The following is an 18,586-nucleotide window of genomic DNA, read 5'->3' on the forward strand; positions in this document are numbered from 1 at the left end:
GCGATAGCATGATCTCACCGATCAGCTTCAACGGCGTGGCGCTCAACGACGGATTTTTCTCCAGCGACCTGCGCGGCGTATTTGACAGCGACAAGGTGCTTACCCTCAACGATATCCTCGGCGACGGGCAGGTGTTTGGGCGCTCCAAAGCCGCCGAGCGCAAGCTGGTGCTCAACATTACGGCGGCAGCGCAGGATCTGTCGCGCATCGCTGCCCTCAACCAGATGATGGCGGGCAACGCGCTTAAAATGCTTATCATCGCCACGGACATCGGGCGGTTGTATGGGTACGGCGAGGTGACTACTTTTGCGTGGGCGAGCGACACACCGCTGATGCAATCGGTGCAAATCACCATGCCAGACCCCCACTGGCAGGCCTTGCAGCCGGACACGCTGTCGCTGGAGCCGTCCATCGCAAACGGGGTGATATTTGGCGACCCGGTACGCATCGCATTGGACGCGGGCGGCTCGGACAACGCTGCACGCACCATACTGGATGCCGACAACTCAGACAGCGCCGCACGCACGCAACTGGATGCAGGAGGGAGCAACTGATGGCCGCTTTATACGATTTACTTAACCGGCGCGACACATGGGCAAACTGGCAGAACAACAACATCATTTTGCCGGACGGCGTGCTGGGTGTCATCACCGACAGCCCGGCTGATGAGCTGTGGCTGCTGATGGGCGATGGCACCACGCACGTCAAGGACTTAAAAATCTGGAAACTGTATCAGGTCGATATGTCTTCGCTGGCGCAGTCGGTGATTACCTTGCAACAGACCGTGGCGGCTTTGCAGCAGGTCGTATCCACGGATGGAACGGCCACGCTCTCCCAGCTGACGCTAAAGTCAGATGGGGTGCATGATCCGCTGACAGTGGAGGGAGTAGATGGCGTATCCGTAGGAAGCATTGACAAGGATGGGTACACCTATATAGGTAAGGCGTCAACCATCATGGCAGAAGATGATGATCATATGATATTATCTAATGTCGGATATCTCGGGGGGGCTCAAGCCCAAGGTGGCGTAAATTTAGATAATGTTTCCGGACTGTTTGGAATGGTTGATGAAAATGGAAACGGAATAAATGTCACCGGGATTACAATGCTTGAATTTAACGGGGCGGCAAACATGAATCTTCCTTCTACGGGGCTGAATGTAAACGGAGGCCCTCTGACTTCTAATGAAAAATTCACGTCAAATGGCGGTGCCCAAATTAACGGAAATACAACCATCAACGGAGACACTTCCGTGTATGGAGAAGTGGCGTCAGTCGCGCCATCATCCCTAGCAACAATGAGCGGCCCCACCTCCTCCCGCCCAACGCAAATCATGGATAACGTGCCTGTCATACCAGGCTATCAGTATTTTGATACCACCCTTGGCAAGCCCATTTGGGTAAAATCCAACGTCAACGGCACTGTAACCTGGGTGGATAGCACGGGGGCGGTGGTCTGATGCTGCATGACGTCATCTTCGGAGCCCCCAAAAACCTGCTCAGGCTGCTTTCCAGCGCGCAGTCCGCAAACGGCGTCACCGCACAGGTGGATGCAAACGGGCTGGTCACGCTTTCCGGAACCGCCACGGCGGACACCACCTTCACCCTGCCCGCAAACGCCGTCACACTCGGCACGGGTGCCTACACCGCTTCGCTTACCGTCAAAAACGGCTATGCGACCGGAACGGTGACGGCGGCCATAACGCAGACGGCGCAAGCTACACAGGTCATAACCAATGGTAATTTCGCCACGTCAAGCAATAATCTGGCGACGGGATTTGCAGTAGGACATGGGGTAGCAGTATCTTGCACAAATAACACGCAGACATTTAGAGCGACTGCACAGAGTGGCCAGCTTGATATGTACAATTATCCATATTTATCAGGTCATAAATATTTCATACGCTGTTATGTGCAGGCTACATCTACGGGCGTAGTCCTATACGCCCAAAATGGTACTGCCGTTACTCATCCAGGTGACGGAAAGTATGAGCCATTGTCATGCATAGTAACAGCAACGGTTTCAAATTTTTATGCGGCTATTGTCGACAGAAGAACATCCGGATGGGACAACATCTCCGTCCAATCCTTCATGGCTATTGACATGGGAACCGATGCATCCAACCCGCTTTACAATCTCACCTCCGCCCAGATGGCGGCATTGTTTCCATCGTATTTCGATGGCGCCAAAACCGTTACACTACCCAATCCATTCGCGACCGTATCCGTCGGTAGCCCCGCCACGTTCACCGCACAATCCGGGCAGTCCATTCCGTCCGTGCAGATTTCTATTCCGGCCGGCGCAGCCTGCTCGCAATATGCGGTGGGTCTGCAGGTCGAATCCGGAAGCACGGCGACCGGATGGGTGTCCCCCGGTACACAGGGCGTCATTTTCTACCCCGCCGAGGGTGAAACCGGCACCATCACCAACACCGGAAATGTGGACGCCTATCCGGTCATCACCATCACCGGCGCGTGCGCCAACCCATCCGTGACCAATGACACGACCGGGGAGAGCATCTCCGTCAACCTCGCCCTTGGCAGCACGGACACGCTCGTCATCGACTGCCGCCCCGCCACGCGCGGCTGTTACCTCAACGGCACGCTGGCGTTCGGCATCAAGCAGGAACTTGGGTGGATACACTGCCCGCCGGGTGACAATGTGCTGACGTTCGCCCGCAACGGCTACGACACCAAGCGCCACTGCACCGTCAGCCTGCAAGGGAGGTATCTGTAATGTACGTCAAGCTCTTTGACCGCAGCCACATACAGCTCGACGAGCTGTACCAGTTCAGCCCGCCGAAATACGGCTGGACGCTCAACGACATCGACACCCTCACGCTGGACATCGCGCTGGCCGATCCCAAATGCACACCCGCCAACACGCGGCTTGGCAACCATATCGAGTATGCGGCGGACGATGGCACAACGATTTGGGGCGGATACATTGCCGGGCACAGTTTCAACGACGCAAAGCTCACTCTCAACTGCGTGGACTACAACGCCCTGCTGAAATACCGCCGCCTGCGCGCCAAGCAGTACGGCACGATGGATTACGGCAGCCTTGTACGGCAGATGATTGCGGACTGTCAGGCGGCGCGGTCGGATGATCCCATCGGGCTGACCGGGTACGACATCGCGCCGGGCGCGATCCAGACGACGCGCGAGGTCAAGGCGACGGACATGCTGCTGGCCAAGATCAAAGACTTTTGCGCCGATGCCAACTACGACTACTGGGTGGATGCCGCCCGCGTGTTCCATTTCGCCCTACGGCGCGGCGCGGACAAGCCCCAGTATGTGCTCGAATACGGCGGCGAGGCGGACAACATCACCGCCGCGCCCACACTGGCGCGCGACATCCTGAACCTCGCCAACGACGTCTACGCCGAAAGCACCGTGACCGACGATAGCAACAACAGCACGACCATCACCAGCGAACAGCAGGACGCATCCAGCCAGTCCACCTACGGCCTGTATGAGGGCACGTTCAGCCCCAATGACGGCGTAACCGATCAATCCACGCTGGATACGCAGACGCAGGCGGCGCTTGCATTGGACAGCGCTCCGGCGGACAGCATCACCCTCACCTGCACCGACGGCACGCTCTGCCCGTTTGACGATCTCGCCATCGGCGACCGCGTGACTCTGCATCTCGCGCCCTACTTCGACTACACCGCCAGCGTGCGGGTGCTGCGCATGGTGCAGGATGACGACAAACAGACGCGCGAGATCACCGTGGGCAGCGTGGTATATAAGCCGCAAGGCCCGCAGCGCCGCGCTTACGCCGGATAAGGAGGACTATTTCATGGCAAACCACACCCAATTTTTCAGCGACGGTACGACCGTCTACGGCGCGTCGGACTTCATCGCGCCAATGAACGCGCTCACCACCAGCGGCATTATCGGCGGCTATCAGGTTACGGCCCCGTCATCCGGCATGACAGTCAACGTCGCGGCGGGCAGCGCCATCCTGAATGGTGTGCTGACGACCGACGACACCACGCAGGCCGTTCCCGTTCCCACCAACACCGGCGGAAACGCACGCACCGACGCCATCGTGCTGCAAATCGACGCCACCGCCATGACCACGACCGTCGTCGATGTTCCCGGCGCCACCACGGAGGCAGCCAACCAGATTCTGCTGGCGGTCGTCACGGTGCCCGCCGGGGCAAGCAGCATCGTGGCCGGAAACATCGACGGCAGCGGGCGCGTTTACGCCGGGCTGGACAACCCCTTCGCGGCGGTAGCATCCGCTTCGCTGGGGTCCAACGGCTATGTGCTGCTGGGGAACGGTCTGGCACTGCAATGGGGCACACTCTCGCTTGGCGCTTTCCCCGCTTACACGGATGTATCTTTCCCGCAGGCATTTAGCGCCGTGCCGTTTACCATCGTGGCCACCATGGAGGACAGCGCACCGTATGCCGTATCCACCGCCGTGTGGACGGCAACCAAATTTACGGCAATCCAGGCGGATAGCGTGGCGCACCTTATGCACTGGTTCGCCGTTGGGCCGATGGCCGTCGTTAGGACGTGATTACATATGTACACAGGCAGACCGCCGCCCGCTTGGGCGGTATTTTTACGCGTAAAAAGGAAGGATGATTTCATGCACAAAATTATCAGATGCGCCGCCGTGTGGCTGCTCACGGCGGCATTGCTGTGCGCCACCGTTGTCCCGGCGATGGCCGTAACGCCGCCGGGCGGCGCGGTATCCTATCATGGTGTGGACATCTACCATGGAACAAGCGACAACGGACAGATCAATTGGAACAGACTGGCGCAAACACAGAATTTTGTCTACATAAAAACCGACGAAGGCATATCGTATGTGGACAGAATGTGGACGATCAACCGCACCGCAGCAGCCGCTCACGGCATGGCATGGGGTCCGTATCACTTTCTGCGCCTCAACAGCGACCCCGTGAAACAGGCAGACAGTTTCTGGGCGCGCATCCGGGGCACTGGATATTCTCTTGTTCCTGCCGTAGATGTAGAGAGCTACGACGGACAACAGAGTGCCGCCTCCATGCGGCAGATCATCCGGGCATTCATCACGGAGCTTCAGCGCGTTTCCGGCATCACACCAGTGCTCTACACCTACACGGCCTACGCCAATGACATCCTGCGCGGGCAGTTTACAGATTGTCCGCTGTGGCTGGCGGATTACCGGGGATATGCCGGAGATGTGGTCGGCTGGGGGGCATGGGATGCCTGGCAATATTCAGAGCACGGACAGATTGAGGCCATCTCCAACAATGAGGTCGATCTGGACTATGCCACTGCGGGAATCTATGTAGGTGGAGCGCATACTCCCGCAAATCCATATCCGTACATTATCTCTGTCCAGCGCGGGAACTATCAGCGCCGCACTGTACGCACGTCCGCGTCTTGGTCTGCCCGCGTAATCGGCCATATATCCGTCGGGGACAACTACGAGATCATGGGGCCGACCAACTCCGAGGGATGGGTGCAGATCGGCCTGTGTGGGCACGCCATTGGGTACGTTCCGGCGTACTGCTTTTAACAATAGGAGGATTTATCATGTCTAATCTCAAGAAACTGCTTTCGGACAAGTCGTTTTGGGCGGCCGTGATCGCCCTTTCCACATCCATACTGATCTCCTTCAATGTGCCGCAGGGCAGTGTGGAGCAAATCACGGCCATCATCGCGGCAGGGGGTACGTTCATCGCCTACATCGTATCCACCGGCATTCAGTCGGCGGCGCAGATCAAAGCCGACGCACAGATCAAAACGGCACAGATCGCCGTGCAGGCCCGGACATCGGAGCAGGCGCTGACGGTGCTTAATGTGCAAAACCGGGCAGCGGATGACAGCCAAGGCGTGCCCACTCCGCTTCGTGCGGGAGACGGCACAAAGGAGGACAAATAATGCGACACAAATATCTGCTCCGCCCGGATGCGCCGGATGCGCGCGACTATCGTTTTTCCGCGCTGGCCCCGGTGCCCGTTTTGCACGACACCGACTACACCGCCAAATTTCCTCCCGTTTGGGATCAGGGACAGCTCAGCAGCTGCCAGAGCCATGCCATCGACGCCATCGACGCGTATGTCAAGGGATATGCGTTCACGCCGTCCCACCTGTTTGAATACTACAACGTGCGCGCGCTGATGGGCACCGTGAGCGAGGACTCCGGCGGCGACCTGCGCACCACCTGTCAGGCATTATCCAACAACGGCGTGTGCGACGCGGCTGTCTGGCCGTATAACATCTCCCGATTTGCCGACAAACCCCCGCAGGTCGCTTATGACAACGCCAATCTGGACAACGACAAAATCTATACCTACTACCGCGTATCCGGCATCGATCAGATCCGGCAGGCGCTTTCCGCCGGGCACACGCCGCTCATCGGCATCCGAATATACGAAAACTTTGAATCCCAGACCACACTGCAAAGCGGCATCATCCCCGCGCCGGGCGGCGCGCTGCTGGGCGGACACGCGCTGGTGATTGTCGCCCATCATGACGAGCCGTCCACAGGTTGCAAGGCCAAGGATTTTATGGGCCATGTGGTTCTGCGCCACAGCGCCGGATTTTTCAAAATTCGCAACAGCTGGGGTACCGGCATCGGCTTGAACGGTTCCGGCTATTTCACGGCCACCTATGAGGTGCTGGAAAAGCTGCTGATGGATACGTGGGTAATCGTACAGTAGGATTTTTCACCTGAAACATTAAAAATAGCCTTCATGCAATGCAGCATGAGGGCTGATTTTAGTGCTTCAATATTTTCGGTTGACAAAAGGGCGCGGTTTTCTTAAAAACATACCATAGGCTGCGTTGTATCATCCCAATAAACGACCGTTTAATGGGATGATTTTTAAAAGGCTGGTAAAAACAGTTTAAAGCCATTTTTAAAGTCCCATAAAATATTCCCCAAAACGATTCCCACACATTGCAGATTTAACCCTTTTATGGTACGATTGAAGTATCAGAAGGGGGATGGGTATATGTTGTTGGGATATGCTCGGGTGAGTACGGGCGAACAGCTGCTGGATCGGCAAATTGACGCGTTAGAATTGGCCGGTGTTGAAAAAATTTATCATGAGAAAGTCACTGGTGCAAAGGTCGACCGGCCAAAATTAAATGAACTCTTGAATCATTTACGGTCAGGAGATGTAATCGTAGTTTCTGATCTTACACGATTGAGCCGGAGTACCAAAGATCTGTTTTCTATCGTGGATCGTATCCAATTGGCGGGCGCCGATATCAAAAGTTTAAAGGAATCATGGATCGATACAACCACGCCGCAGGGAAAACTGCTTTTTACTATTTTTGCGGGAATTTCGCAATTTGAGCGTGATCTTATTTCTCAACGGACGAGAGAAGGAATTGCGGCTGCTGCATCTCGTGGCCGGCATGGTGGCCGACCCTCAAAAAGAAATCCAAAAGCGGATACTGCGCTCAAAATGTACGATAGCCAGGAATACACAATCCCCGAAATTTGCAGTGCCACAGGGCTTTCCAAGAGCACTTTATACCGCTATGTGGCATCGCGGAACCAGTTGCGCGACTGAAAAAGCCTTTAAAACAGCCCTAGAAGCGCCTTTGCGGGAATTTCTAGGGCTTGATTTTTTTGGGTTTTTGCATTTTGTGCGAAAATATTTCGAATTTAGCGCGAAAAGTTTTCGGATTTAGCGCGAAAAGCTACATCCTCCCGGTGGAAATTTTGCCATTTTTCTTTCAAACCAGGAGGGAGCCAATACACCTGCCAGCGTACGGGTCGCTTATGGCTGGTGGGAGGAACGCGTATGCAGCGGTTCTTATGGTACGGCACCAAATGTCGGGTGACCAATCGCACGAACGAGCCGCTCCCAGAACAGGGGGAGCGGCTCGTTTTGCGTTGTTTTGCGGCGGCTTTTTGTCCGCGTGCCATTTTCCGTTATTTTCGGAGCACGGGCTGGGGGATCACGCTTTTGCTCCATATGAGCTTTCGGACGAGTTCCGGCACATCTCCCTCATATGGAAAGTTTTTGCGGACGAGCAGGATGGTGATGCCGTGAACCGATCCCCAACTGAAAAGTGTCAGCATATCCGAATCATCGTATTCGGATGGCTCTTTTTTTCTGATCCCGGATGATTCGTGTGATCAGGTCGGTGAACACCATATAGGGGATCGGTCAAGCGACACCGGTTTGTCTTTCAGTGTTTCATCCGAGATCTTCCGGTAGGAAAATCGCATAAAAAGAAAAGCCGCAGATATTCCGGATTGTCCAGAAAAAACTTAACATATGGTTTGTTATGGCCAGGAAAAACGGCCTCCGACGAGCGGAGATCTATTGCAGGCTGTTCCAGGATGTGTAAGAACAACCGCCCATGCTCGGAAAACGGGGTGCGCTTCCCGGAATAAATGCAAAGCGAAGCCCCCCTGAATTTCGTTCAGGAGGGCTTTGACGAGTGTGAGAAAAGGCTGAAGGAGGTAGCACAAACATTCCGTATTGTTTTGAAAATCAGCTCTTTATTTGGATCGATATAGTTTTAAGGCTATCAGGATTCCCACGATGCCCAGTTCGACAACCGACAGCGAATAGATAACGATCGAAACGACAACTGCTGCCCAAACCAGCCCCGCAGGCGCGATGGCCCCCGATGCCAGCCCGCTGACAACGGCGATGCCTTGGCCGCCAAACAGGCATAGAATCGCAAGAGTAAAGCCAATGACCACGTATTTTCGATAAAAACGTGTCCGCAGCGCCGTAAATACGAGCAGAATGGCGCCGCCCAAAGCAAACGGAAACAGCTCTGCCGGCATCAGAAAGTCAAATCGCAGCCTCCCGCTGGTCAGCGTGCCGATCACGGATGTGATGACCGTAAACAAAACCGGAATCCAAACGAGGATCGTCCCGGATATGGCGGCAATCTTTGTGAAGAAATGCGAGGTTTTCATGGGGAGCCCCTTTCTTCCCTTTTACCATGCAACGCAGTGCAGAATGCATAGGGCGTACTTTCTGTGAAATGTGGTCTGAAAACCGTATAATGATTTTGGCTGGCAAGCATGGTCGCAGGGGGAAAATAGCTATGCCGTATGAGCCCGCCTTTCACAGATGTAGGCGCCGATGGTCACAGACAGGCTATCCACTCCCACACGAATCAGAATATCCGCAATGGATGTTTCAAACATCATGGGGATAAAAAAATGATACATCAGCCAGTTCAATCCGAAGATGACCGTGCCAAAGAACAGCGCTTTCGTGATCGGTGCAACTCTCTTGATCCCAGGCCGCAAAAGAACATACAGAACCCCAATCCAGGCACCCTGGCAGAGCGTCCAGACAAAGGTCCCCAAGGGCATGGCGACATATGCCGAGTGGATATGCAGCACGCCATAGGAGAAATATCTTCCCCCAACATAAAGCATGGAAATGATTGGGACTTGATACAAGCGCCGGCGGTATCGGCCCTGCACACCGGGTGTTCCGGTAAAAATACCGGCGAGAACGCCCATGAATACAATAGGCAAGCCGTCGCATAAACCAACCCAGGTGGCGTTTATCACCGTATCGTTTAAAATCAGTATACCCTCATACATGCCGATCAAATACAACCCACCGATGCACAGCCCGTATGTAAGGCCTTCTAGCCATCTGTTGCCAGGCAATCCCTGCTCAATCCACACAAATATGATCGCCATAATCAAATAATCCGCCCAATAGTACGCGATTAAGAGCGGGTAGATCAGGCCGATCCGAACGAACATGCTCGGCTCAATCGTATTCAGATTATTGACATGCAAAGAAGCTGTGGCTCCCTGAAGCACAAAGTCCAATGTCCCGCACGCAATGGAAATAATCAGGATTCTCAGCCCGTTCTTTTTTATATGTTCCATGCTCTCCGCCGTCCTTTCTCTCATTTTCAATCACCTATTCTATCATACGGGAGATCACATAGCCTTTCAACTAAAACCACGTAAAAAACAGACGAATGCGGAGAAGGACTGTGGGTAAAAGCAAAGCGTCTGCAATACAAAGCGGCGGGCGTGATTTTCGGTTGTTTTCAAAGACAAGGCATGTTTTATACGAAGCGCATGAAATGGCAGCGAATTTATCTGTTGATGCAATACGCCGCGTTTTGTTGAAACTTTGGAAAATGATGTGTTTGGCCACAGGTTGTGGTATAATAAACCCAAAGGCCAATTTCGTATGGGTTATATGATAAAACTTGGTTGGGGATCATAATGAACATCAGCATGGAAGAAACATTTGTAAAGACATTTTGTGAAAAGCGAATTGTTGATCGGTTGATATATGAATTGAATAATCCCAAGAAACGAATGAATGCTTTATGGAGATTTAGCAATCACGATCAATTTATTAAGAAGTCATGTATTGTTGATTCGAGCAATAAATTCACTCCGGATAATCTTATGGATAAAATTAAAAAACTTTCTAAGTCTAACAAATGCTATCTTCTTTCTCCATCATTTGATGGCGTTGAGTATTCGCTGTACGATGGTATTCATCAAGGTTTTTATGAAGGGCTTGCAGTTGTTTTTATTATAGACAGTAATACAGCCGTTATAAAAGATGAGCAAGTCTATGGTGCCCCCCAAAAATATATATTACATAGTCCTTCCAACAATTAGCAGACGACGAAAAGCTAAACTTTGTTGCAGAATGAATTCAATTTTTTGTACAGACGAAATGGAAAGGATAATCATTATGGACCCTCGGGTTGTTTTTCATATAGATGAAACTCAAAAATGGAATCTGATTATCAACAGTGTTCATAATCTGTTGTTGTCGTATGAGGGTATATTCCCTAATGCAATAGTAGAGGTGTTGGCTAATTCAGAAGCTGTTAAGGGTTATTTACTCGATGGCGGCATCGCCGATTCGCACACAATGGAGGCCTTGTCACAAAAGGGGGTTCGGTTTGTGGCTTGTAATCATGCATTGCAAGGGATGAAGATTACCAAAGAGCAGATATGCCAATTCGTAAAGATTGTTCCTGCTGGGGTCAGGGAATTAGTTGACAGGCAGATGGAGGGATATGCATACATCAAACCATAACTGAAAACGTCATGAGCGTCCCTGTTATATTGTTCGGCTATTGGGCAAGGTTTATTTGACTGCATATCATCTAATTCTTTGATAGGGGTGTTGACACAGATACAAGGTATTACGCACAAATAAGTGCAGGCCAAACGGAATAATCAGGAGTTATATAGAAGTGCAGAGTAAATTTTAATCGATAAAGGAGTCGAAACGATTTATCAGAAATATGAAAACACCATATTTTTTTAAGAATGATATTCAAACAAGTACGAGAAAAGAATGTTTGGCAAGCAAAGAGTTTAAAAATGACCTGATCCTCCAAAATATTCAAAGAGGAAAGTTGCTGGCAATCGTTATCATAGTCTTCGAGACTGTTTATCTGCTAATTGATGTCATTTGTTCTTTTCAGAAAATCAGCAATACATTTTCCTTTTATTCGTATTCCATCATGTATTTTATGATGATTTCCATCAACTTGGTGTATTTGTTTTTGACCCACTGTTTTACTCTGAAATGTATTCATACAAGCGCGACCAATGCTCTATTTACATTTTATTTGACCCTGATTATGGCCTGGGGAAGCGTTATCTCTCTGATGGATCAGCGATTATATGGCCAGCTAATGTCTTTTATGGTCAACATGATCGTATGCTCTATCATTTATTTGATGGACGCAAAAATGATGAGAATCCCTTATTTGATTTCTATAATCATTCTCACGGTTGGTCTGCCGTTTTTTCAGAGATCAAGCAATGTGCTGATCGGTCATTACGTAAATCTGCTTGTTTTTGTTGTCATATCTTGGATGGCATCGAGAATTGTATACCGCAATTACTGCGATAACTATGTCATCGAAAAACTCATGAATCAGTCGAAAATACTACTCGAAAAGGGAATGGAAGAAAACAGGATCATTAATAGAGAGCTTGCTATCGCGAACATGCAGTTGAAAAAACTTACGCTTATGGACGAGTTGACGGAGCTTCCAAATCGCAGAAGTTTTCGTGAGTTTGTTGATAAGACGTTTCAAATGCATTCTACTGTATCTGTCATCATGATAGATATTGACTACTTCAAGCAGTATAACGATTCCTACGGGCATGACGCGGGAGATGCAGCATTGACTACGGTGGCAAAACAGATCGGTTCCATAGTCGAAAACACATACCAAATCGCCGTTCGCTGGGGCGGTGAGGAATTTATCTATGCGGCTTTCAATATAACCAAAGAAAACATTATCGAGATTGCCAATGCGCTCCGATTGAGAATTTTAAATCTCAAAATTCCAAACCGGAATTCCCTTGCTTGTCCTTATATCACCATTAGCTTGGGTATCTGCACTGGGACTGTAGCAAACATAAAAAATTTTGACAGTATAATTAAAATTGCTGACCAAGCTCTATATCAAGCAAAAAATAACGGTCGGAATCGCGTCACTATCTTGGACTATGAGGAGGAAACTTTATGATTTCGTGACATCCATGTTTATCCCCTGCTCTTACAAATGCTCGGAATGCTTAGTAGTGTTTGAAACAATCAGATGAGGTGATCTCAGAATTATAGGGAAGAGTATGGATGATTTTAAGGAAAGTAAATATCTCATGTATCGTATTTGTGTTAAAAATTGAAATCAAAAAGCATCCCATTTTTATGGTTACGATGAACTGTGAGGGCAATATGGGAAATCAATATGAACTCCGAAAAGATTAGCTCGGTGTAAATCTAGCACATAAAATTGCAACAACAGGTCAACCTAATCCGGATAAGATGGATGCGCATCATAGTGATACAAATACGTTTTTTGCAGAAAGCTTATTGTTGGTAAAAGCATCCGATTTTGATGAGGCATATGAAGTCGCGGAAGTATCTGCAAAAATGGATAAGGCCAAATGGCAAAACATGAATTTTATAAGTCCATAGATTGTTATCATTTTTTTAAAAAATTAAAAAGAGAATGATCAAGCTGTTTTGGACAAAAAATATAATGATTGTACTGCCGGAGATATGGATGTGTTTCGTCACGAATGATCGGAACAACAGGCTGTGAGCTTCGTTGAATGCCGTTTGTTAGAAATTTGGACGTCTTATTTTGGGCGTAAAACGTTGATGAGATTTTATACGCATATTGCATATTGAAAATCGCCAATCATATTGCAAGTCAGATGAGCGAACCTTAAAATGAGCAAATGGATCGCGCTTTTTCCAGCCAAACGAGGGATAATATGGTTAGACATGGTTCAAGAGGTTCTCGCTTTTACCATCAAACGGACGAAAAACCACATATTACAAAAGCACTGGTTTTTCGCATTGTCGCATACTTTAAGCCATACTGGAAAATAATGGCGGTTATTCTTTTGCTGATTGTTCTTACATCGGCCATGGAAATCGTGCCTCCGTTGCTGACAAAAAACATTATTGACATTGCCTTGCCCCAAAAAAATATCCGATTGCTGCTGCTTTATATTGTGCTCTCTTTTGCCCTATTGCTGTTGGTAAATCTCATTTCGGTTGGACAGAGTTATCTGAATACGTTGGTCTCCAAAAATATCATCCGGAATCTGCGCGAAGATATGTACCAGCATTTGCTGCATATGTCCATCCGCTTTTTTTCCAATGTGCAGGCCGGGGAAATTTCCTCTCGCATCAATAACGATATTGGCGGAATCGAAAGCGTTTTTTCCAACACGTTTATTCAGATTTTGCAAGGCATTCTTGTTTTTGTCACAACGACGGTGATATTGCTTTATATCAATTGGAAATTGGCAATTATCAGCCTGCTGACTCTCCCGTTGTTTTTGCTTCCCACCAGAAGAGTAGGACGGGCGCGCTGGAAAATAGCAGCGGACATGCAATCAAAATTGGCAGAGCTCACGACCCTGATTACAGAAACCCTAAATGTCAGCGGTATGATGCTGATCAAACTTTTTACAAAAGAAAAGGAGGAGGAGAAGGAATTTCAAAACATAAATGATACGGTCACAAAGCTTGGCATACGGGAAACGGTCGTCGGACGTTGGTTTATCATGACCATTCAAACCTTTGTGGCCATAGGCCCCATGTTGATCTACCTGTTCGGCGGTTTGATTTTGATCCAGTATCACGATATCACCATAGGCGGCATCGTCATGTTCGTTACATTGGTAACACGACTGTATGGTCCGGTCAATACATTTGCAAACATCCATGTCGACATCGTGCGTTCAATGGCATTGTTTGAGCGCATTTTTCAATATCTTGACTTGAAAAATGAAATTAAAGAAAAACCGGATGCCTGCAACATCGGCAGGGCGGACGGAGAAATTCGTTTCAAGCATGTCTTTTTTTCTTACAAGGAGACCAATGCCCCAACGCTGACCGACATCAATATGGAGATCAAGTCTGGTCAAATGGCGGCTTTCGTTGGCCCCAGCGGAGCTGGAAAAACAACGATCACATATCTTGTGCCGCGGCTCTACGAAGTGCAATCCGGCGCCGTATTGCTGGATGGAATCGACATCAGAGAAATCGCACTGCATTCCCTGCGCAATCAAATCGGCATGGTAACGCAGGATACATACCTCTTCAATACAACTATCCGGGAAAATCTGTTGTTTGCCCGCCCCAACGCAAAGGAAGCTGAACTGGTTCAAGCCTGTACAACGGCCAATATCCATGATTTTATCAAGTCGCTTCCGCAGGGCTATGACACCGTGGTGGGCGATCGCGGGATCAAACTTTCCGGAGGTGAAAAGCAACGCATTTCCATTGCGCGAGCGCTCTTAAAAGATCCTCGGATCGTTATTTTTGATGAGGCTACCTCCGCATTGGACTCCAATTCGGAGACGCTCATCCAACAGGCGATTGATCCTCTTTTGAAAACCCGTACCAGCCTTGTTATTGCCCACAGGCTTTCTACGGTTTTGTCCGCAGACATCATTTTTGTTGTAGAGAACGGACATATCGTTGAAAGCGGGCGTCATCTCGATCTCATCAAGCTAAATGGGCTTTATAAAGACTTATATGACAAACAGTTTCATTCGGCTGATGAGAGCCATTCGATGCAATAAAAGACGATTAATACAGCGTATGTATTTGTCACGGCTAACCAAGCTACGATATCGTCCGTCAATATGGCTGGCCTGCTACCATGTCGCGCCGTGCACCTTTGCCGGATAACGGGGTTAAACAAGCTGAAATTTAAAAACAGCGAGTGAATCGTGTCGGAAACTGGCCGATTATGATTCCGACGAAGAATCCGTGTATGATTTTAAGCCAAAATAGTCTTGCGGGGTTTACCGCAGTACGGAATAACGTTTTAGCCCTTGCGATAGCAGGGGGCATTTGTAATTACACAAGAAAAATCAGCTGCCTTACATAATCGGATTCAGTGAACCAGATCCGTCGGGGTGCCCGATGTTTTCTGTAACATCTGCTTTTTTAAACGTCTGGTCCGTAAGATGGGGATCAGTCTGGAAGACACCAGGGCAACCATCGGCACCGCCAGAATGACGCCGAAACTGCCGGACAAACTTTCCATTATATCGATACCGACATCGTAGGAGTTGATGGTCTGCAAAAACGGTTGGTTATAGGCATACAGCGTGACAAGAGTACTCAGCATGCCCCCTGCAAATGCGAGGATCAATGTGTTGCACATGGTGCCGGTCATATCGCGGCCTACGTGGATGCCCGACATAAAAAGCTGCTTGGGGGAGATGGTGGCGTTTTGCTCACTGATTTCGTCAATAGCGGAAGCAATGGAATACCCCACATCCATTACGGCACCCAGCGAAGAGAACAGGATTCCCGCAAACAGCAGGTCGCCAATCTGGATATGTGTGTTCTGGCCAATGAGAACAAGTGTATCGATATTGGAAACATTATATCCCGATATGCCGGCCACCTGTCCAAACAGAGCGGCAGCCACGCCGGCGATTACAATGCCAAAAATGGTTCCCAAAATACCCGAAAGCACTTTCACGGTGTAGCCGCCGATGATATATAGGCTGACAATCGTTGTAAACACTGAGATGAGGACAGCTCCCCAAAACGGCGAAAATCCCCGGTAAATCATGGGCAGGTAAAGGAAAATGATCGATGAAAATGTAAAGAGCAGTGCAATCGCGGAGCGAATGCCCTTTTTGCCGCCCACCATCCAGAGCACCAACAAAAATGCACCGACGAATCCATACAATGCTACCTGGCGGTTGGGGCTGTAAACCGTTACGACCGAGGTGTCACCGGATACGCTGATCATGGCGACGACCTCCATGCCCACCTTGCACACAGCACCGACCAGGAAACCGTCCGAGCTTGTGGCGGTCATGACCCGGCCCTTGTATTTTCCCTCCAGCACCTGCAGGTTGACGATCTGATTGCCATAGCGCTGGCCGTTTGATGCCAGATTGTCCTTCACGATCTCGACCACGCTGGCCCGGGCAAACGTCCTGCCGCTATAGTCCACAATCGTCGTTTTCGGGATCTGGTTGAAAAAGACCAGAAACACCACATACAGCACCAGAAGCGCTGCAAGTACCACTCGGCGGATCGCAGTAAACGTATCGGGAAACCATTTTGAGAGCATAAGATCCTCCTGCACAAAACCAAAAACATTACGAAACAGCGTAACTGTCTCGTAATGTTTTGGAGAAAACGATTGCGACAATGAAAACCGAGCCTTATTTGAATCTCTTTTTGAGTTTGCTGGTAATCAACACCACGCCCGCGCCGATGAGGCCCAGGAACGCCAGCTCACTGTACATATTGCCGACTTCACCGGTGTTCGGGTTGCTGACGGTGCTGTTGGAGGTGGTAGAGGTGGTGGAGGAAGTCGTGCCGCCGGTGGTCAGGCCGGTCTGGGTGGCAGACGGCGAGGACGTCAGCACGAGGTTGCTGTAGGCCTGCTGGAGCTGGCCATAGGCGTTGGAGATATCCGCGGAGGTAGCGGCCGGGTTGTTGACAACTGCCTGCGCATTGGCGATGGCGGTCTGCAGCACGGTGTAAGAGGTATCCGTGTATTTGCTCTTATCCACTGCCTGCGCCGTCTGGATCAGAGCCTGCAGGCTGGTTTTATCAGCCGATTTGACAATGGTGAACGTATCGTCGATCTTGGAGCCGGTGTCGGTCTCATAGGTATTGATGGTGAATCCGGTCTCGGTTACGTTGACGATGGAGTAGGTGGGAATGAAGCTCTGCCATCTTTTGGCGACATAGTTCTGCTGCGGCGTAATCAGGTTGTAATATTTGCTGCCGGTAGCGGAGTCGGACGTGAAGTAGTAGGTGCCCTGGGGATCAATGGAGGTCGTCTGATCGATGTAGCTGCCATCCGCGTTCTTGGGGTTGAGGATGGTGTAGCAGTTGTTGGCCGACAGGTAATCATCGTGAGAAACCGCCGTGCCGTCGCTTGTTTTGTCGGTGCTGGAGAAAGTGGTGTGTGTCTGGCCGTTGTCGACCAGATCGTACGAACGGGAATAGCTGTGGTCATGTCCGTTGAGCACCACGTCGATGCCATAGGTTTTCATAAGCGGGGTGATCTGGGTGCGCAGGATAATGCCGTCGGAATCGGAATGATCGTTGCCGGAACCGTAAACGTCCTGATGGAACGAAACGATGCGCCATTTGTCGTTCGGATAAGCCTGGGTGGCCGCCTTGAGGGTGTTTTCGTGGTCGGCCATGTTCATGTTGTTGGTATCGAGCACGATGAACAGCGCGTTGCCGTAGCTGTAGTAGTAGTCGTTGCCCGCGGCGCTTGGCGCAGAGGCGGTGACGGCGTTGGGATTGTTGTAGTGGTACTGCAGGTCCGGATGCTTGCTGTCGTGGTTACCGATGGTGGTGGCAACCGGAAGCGAACGGAGCAGGCTAGGGGACGCAAAACCGGCGTATTCCTGTTCCGGCAGGGCATTGGTGCCGCTGCTGCTGTACTGGCATTGGTCACCGGCGGAAAGGATGAAGTTGAAACCGGGATGTGCCTGCAGCGCGGTCGTCAGCGTAGCCGCCCAGTTGAACGAATCGTTGATGTCCGCGTCCGACTCGGACAGCGTCGCGCCGCTGTCGGTCACATCGCCCTGAGAGGAACCGATCTGCGGATCGCCTGCCCAGAGGAAGCTGAAGTTGGAGGGGTTTCCGGTCGTGAAAGCCGTCGGGGTGCTGCCGTCATTATACGTATAATAGTAGGTCGCGCTTGCAGTAAGGCCGGTCACGGTCACTTTGTTGGAAAAATAGGTGGTGCCGTTGCTTGAGGTAAAAGACGTGCTCGTGCCACTGAAGATCTGGGAGCTGCTCATGTCCGACTTGGCGGATACATGGATCACCGGGGCCTCCTGCGCGTTCGAGTACCAAGCAAAATTCATCTGCGAGCTGTCGGTGCCCGGTGTCAGAGTAATCAGGCCGGTGTTGTCCCGGATCGAAGCCCAGTTGCTGTTGAAGACAGCCCACTCGTTGCCGCCTTTTGCAGAGGCATCCTGGAAGTTGGCCGTTTTGGCCATGGCCGTCATGCCTGCGCTGAGCGCCAGAAGCACGGCTACGGTGCCAATGCACGCTTTTTTACGAATATTCATTGTTTTCCTCCATCTTGCGCCATTCTACTTTATATCTCAACCG

The 18,586-nt window shown here is 50.6% G+C and carries 20 protein-coding genes; 15 read left to right on the forward strand and 5 right to left on the reverse strand.

What is annotated here, in order from left to right; translation table 11 throughout:
• The first annotated feature begins 8 nt into the window (after positions 1-8).
• The 9 genes from ETHHA_RS00525 (at position 9) to ETHHA_RS00565 (ending at position 7,531) form a co-directional block, all read left to right on the forward strand.
• Positions 9-554, forward strand: coding sequence for a hypothetical protein (locus ETHHA_RS00525; RefSeq protein ID WP_013484074.1), 546 nt, complete (start codon positions 9-11; stop codon positions 552-554).
• Positions 554-1,459, forward strand: a complete 906-nt coding sequence (locus ETHHA_RS00530; protein ID WP_013484075.1) for a hypothetical protein — start codon at positions 554-556, stop codon at positions 1,457-1,459. The genes ETHHA_RS00525 and ETHHA_RS00530 overlap by 1 nt, the downstream gene beginning before the upstream one ends.
• On the forward strand, positions 1,459-2,736 hold the full coding sequence (locus ETHHA_RS00535; protein ID WP_013484076.1) for a phage distal tail protein: 1,278 nt from the start codon (positions 1,459-1,461) through the stop codon (positions 2,734-2,736). The genes ETHHA_RS00530 and ETHHA_RS00535 overlap by 1 nt, the downstream gene beginning before the upstream one ends.
• Entirely contained in the window at positions 2,736-3,791 is a 1,056-nt protein-coding gene (locus tag ETHHA_RS00540) for a hypothetical protein (protein ID WP_013484077.1), read from the forward strand. Before ETHHA_RS00535 ends, ETHHA_RS00540 begins: the two co-directional genes overlap by 1 nt.
• Positions 3,792-3,804: 13 nt before the next feature.
• Positions 3,805-4,533, forward strand: a complete 729-nt coding sequence (locus tag ETHHA_RS00545) for a gp53-like domain-containing protein (RefSeq protein WP_013484078.1) — start codon at positions 3,805-3,807, stop codon at positions 4,531-4,533.
• Between the two features lie 72 nt (positions 4,534-4,605).
• Positions 4,606-5,523 carry a glycoside hydrolase family 25 protein gene (locus ETHHA_RS00550; protein ID WP_013484079.1) on the forward strand — a complete coding sequence of 306 codons (918 nt, stop codon included), beginning with the start codon at positions 4,606-4,608 and terminating at the stop codon, positions 5,521-5,523.
• A gap of 17 nt (positions 5,524-5,540) precedes the next feature.
• Complete coding sequence (locus ETHHA_RS15960) at positions 5,541-5,888, forward strand: hypothetical protein (RefSeq protein ID WP_013484080.1); 348 nt, start codon at positions 5,541-5,543, stop codon at positions 5,886-5,888.
• Complete coding sequence (locus ETHHA_RS00560; RefSeq protein ID WP_013484081.1) at positions 5,888-6,670, forward strand: C1 family peptidase; 783 nt, start codon at positions 5,888-5,890, stop codon at positions 6,668-6,670. Before ETHHA_RS15960 ends, ETHHA_RS00560 begins: the two co-directional genes overlap by 1 nt.
• 294 nt (positions 6,671-6,964) lie before the next feature.
• Entirely contained in the window at positions 6,965-7,531 is a 567-nt protein-coding gene (locus tag ETHHA_RS00565; RefSeq protein ID WP_013484082.1) for a recombinase family protein, read from the forward strand.
• A gap of 365 nt (positions 7,532-7,896) precedes the next feature.
• Here ETHHA_RS00565 and ETHHA_RS15365 read toward each other — a convergent pair whose 3' ends face one another.
• The 3 genes from ETHHA_RS15365 to ETHHA_RS00580 form a co-directional block, all read right to left on the reverse strand.
• A complete protein-coding gene (locus ETHHA_RS15365) occupies positions 7,897-8,046 on the reverse strand; it encodes a hypothetical protein (protein ID WP_156793963.1) in 150 nt (49 codons plus the stop codon).
• Between the two features lie 426 nt (positions 8,047-8,472).
• A complete protein-coding gene (locus ETHHA_RS00575) occupies positions 8,473-8,901 on the reverse strand; it encodes a hypothetical protein (protein ID WP_013484083.1) in 429 nt (142 codons plus the stop codon).
• A 129-nt stretch (positions 8,902-9,030) separates the two neighbouring features.
• A complete protein-coding gene (locus ETHHA_RS00580; protein ID WP_013484084.1) occupies positions 9,031-9,840 on the reverse strand; it encodes a hypothetical protein in 810 nt (269 codons plus the stop codon).
• Positions 9,841-9,950: 110 nt separating this feature from the next.
• Between ETHHA_RS00580 and ETHHA_RS15370 the strand changes: the two genes are divergently transcribed.
• The 6 genes from ETHHA_RS15370 to ETHHA_RS00600 all read left to right on the forward strand — a co-directional run bounded on the left by ETHHA_RS15370 (position 9,951) and on the right by ETHHA_RS00600 (position 15,054).
• Positions 9,951-10,166, forward strand: a complete 216-nt coding sequence (locus tag ETHHA_RS15370; RefSeq protein WP_137143817.1) for a hypothetical protein — start codon at positions 9,951-9,953, stop codon at positions 10,164-10,166.
• Positions 10,167-10,188: 22 nt separating this feature from the next.
• Positions 10,189-10,596: a hypothetical protein gene (locus ETHHA_RS00585; RefSeq protein ID WP_156793964.1), complete on the forward strand. Its 408-nt coding sequence runs from the start codon at positions 10,189-10,191 to the stop codon at positions 10,594-10,596.
• Between the two features lie 76 nt (positions 10,597-10,672).
• Positions 10,673-11,023, forward strand: coding sequence for a DsrE family protein (locus tag ETHHA_RS00590; protein ID WP_013484085.1), 351 nt, complete (start codon positions 10,673-10,675; stop codon positions 11,021-11,023).
• A gap of 268 nt (positions 11,024-11,291) precedes the next feature.
• The gene (locus tag ETHHA_RS14205) at positions 11,292-12,476 is read left to right on the forward strand and encodes a diguanylate cyclase (RefSeq protein WP_013484086.1); all 1,185 of its coding nucleotides are present in this window, start codon (positions 11,292-11,294) and stop codon (positions 12,474-12,476) included.
• A gap of 266 nt (positions 12,477-12,742) precedes the next feature.
• On the forward strand, positions 12,743-12,928 hold the full coding sequence (locus tag ETHHA_RS16265) for a DUF4288 domain-containing protein (RefSeq protein ID WP_479723652.1): 186 nt from the start codon (positions 12,743-12,745) through the stop codon (positions 12,926-12,928).
• Between the two features lie 302 nt (positions 12,929-13,230).
• Complete coding sequence (locus ETHHA_RS00600) at positions 13,231-15,054, forward strand: ABC transporter ATP-binding protein (protein WP_013484087.1); 1,824 nt, start codon at positions 13,231-13,233, stop codon at positions 15,052-15,054.
• Between the two features lie 317 nt (positions 15,055-15,371).
• Here ETHHA_RS00600 and ETHHA_RS00605 read toward each other — a convergent pair whose 3' ends face one another.
• Positions 15,372-16,571, reverse strand: coding sequence for a YibE/F family protein (locus ETHHA_RS00605; protein ID WP_013484088.1), 1,200 nt, complete (start codon positions 16,569-16,571; stop codon positions 15,372-15,374).
• Between the two features lie 94 nt (positions 16,572-16,665).
• Positions 16,666-18,543: a metallophosphoesterase gene (locus tag ETHHA_RS00610; RefSeq protein WP_013484089.1), complete on the reverse strand. Its 1,878-nt coding sequence runs from the start codon at positions 18,541-18,543 to the stop codon at positions 16,666-16,668.
• Between the last annotated feature and the right edge of the window lie 43 nt (positions 18,544-18,586).

This window comes from Ethanoligenens harbinense YUAN-3, assembly GCF_000178115.2.
Lineage (GTDB): Bacteria > Bacillota > Clostridia > Oscillospirales > Ethanoligenentaceae > Ethanoligenens > Ethanoligenens harbinense.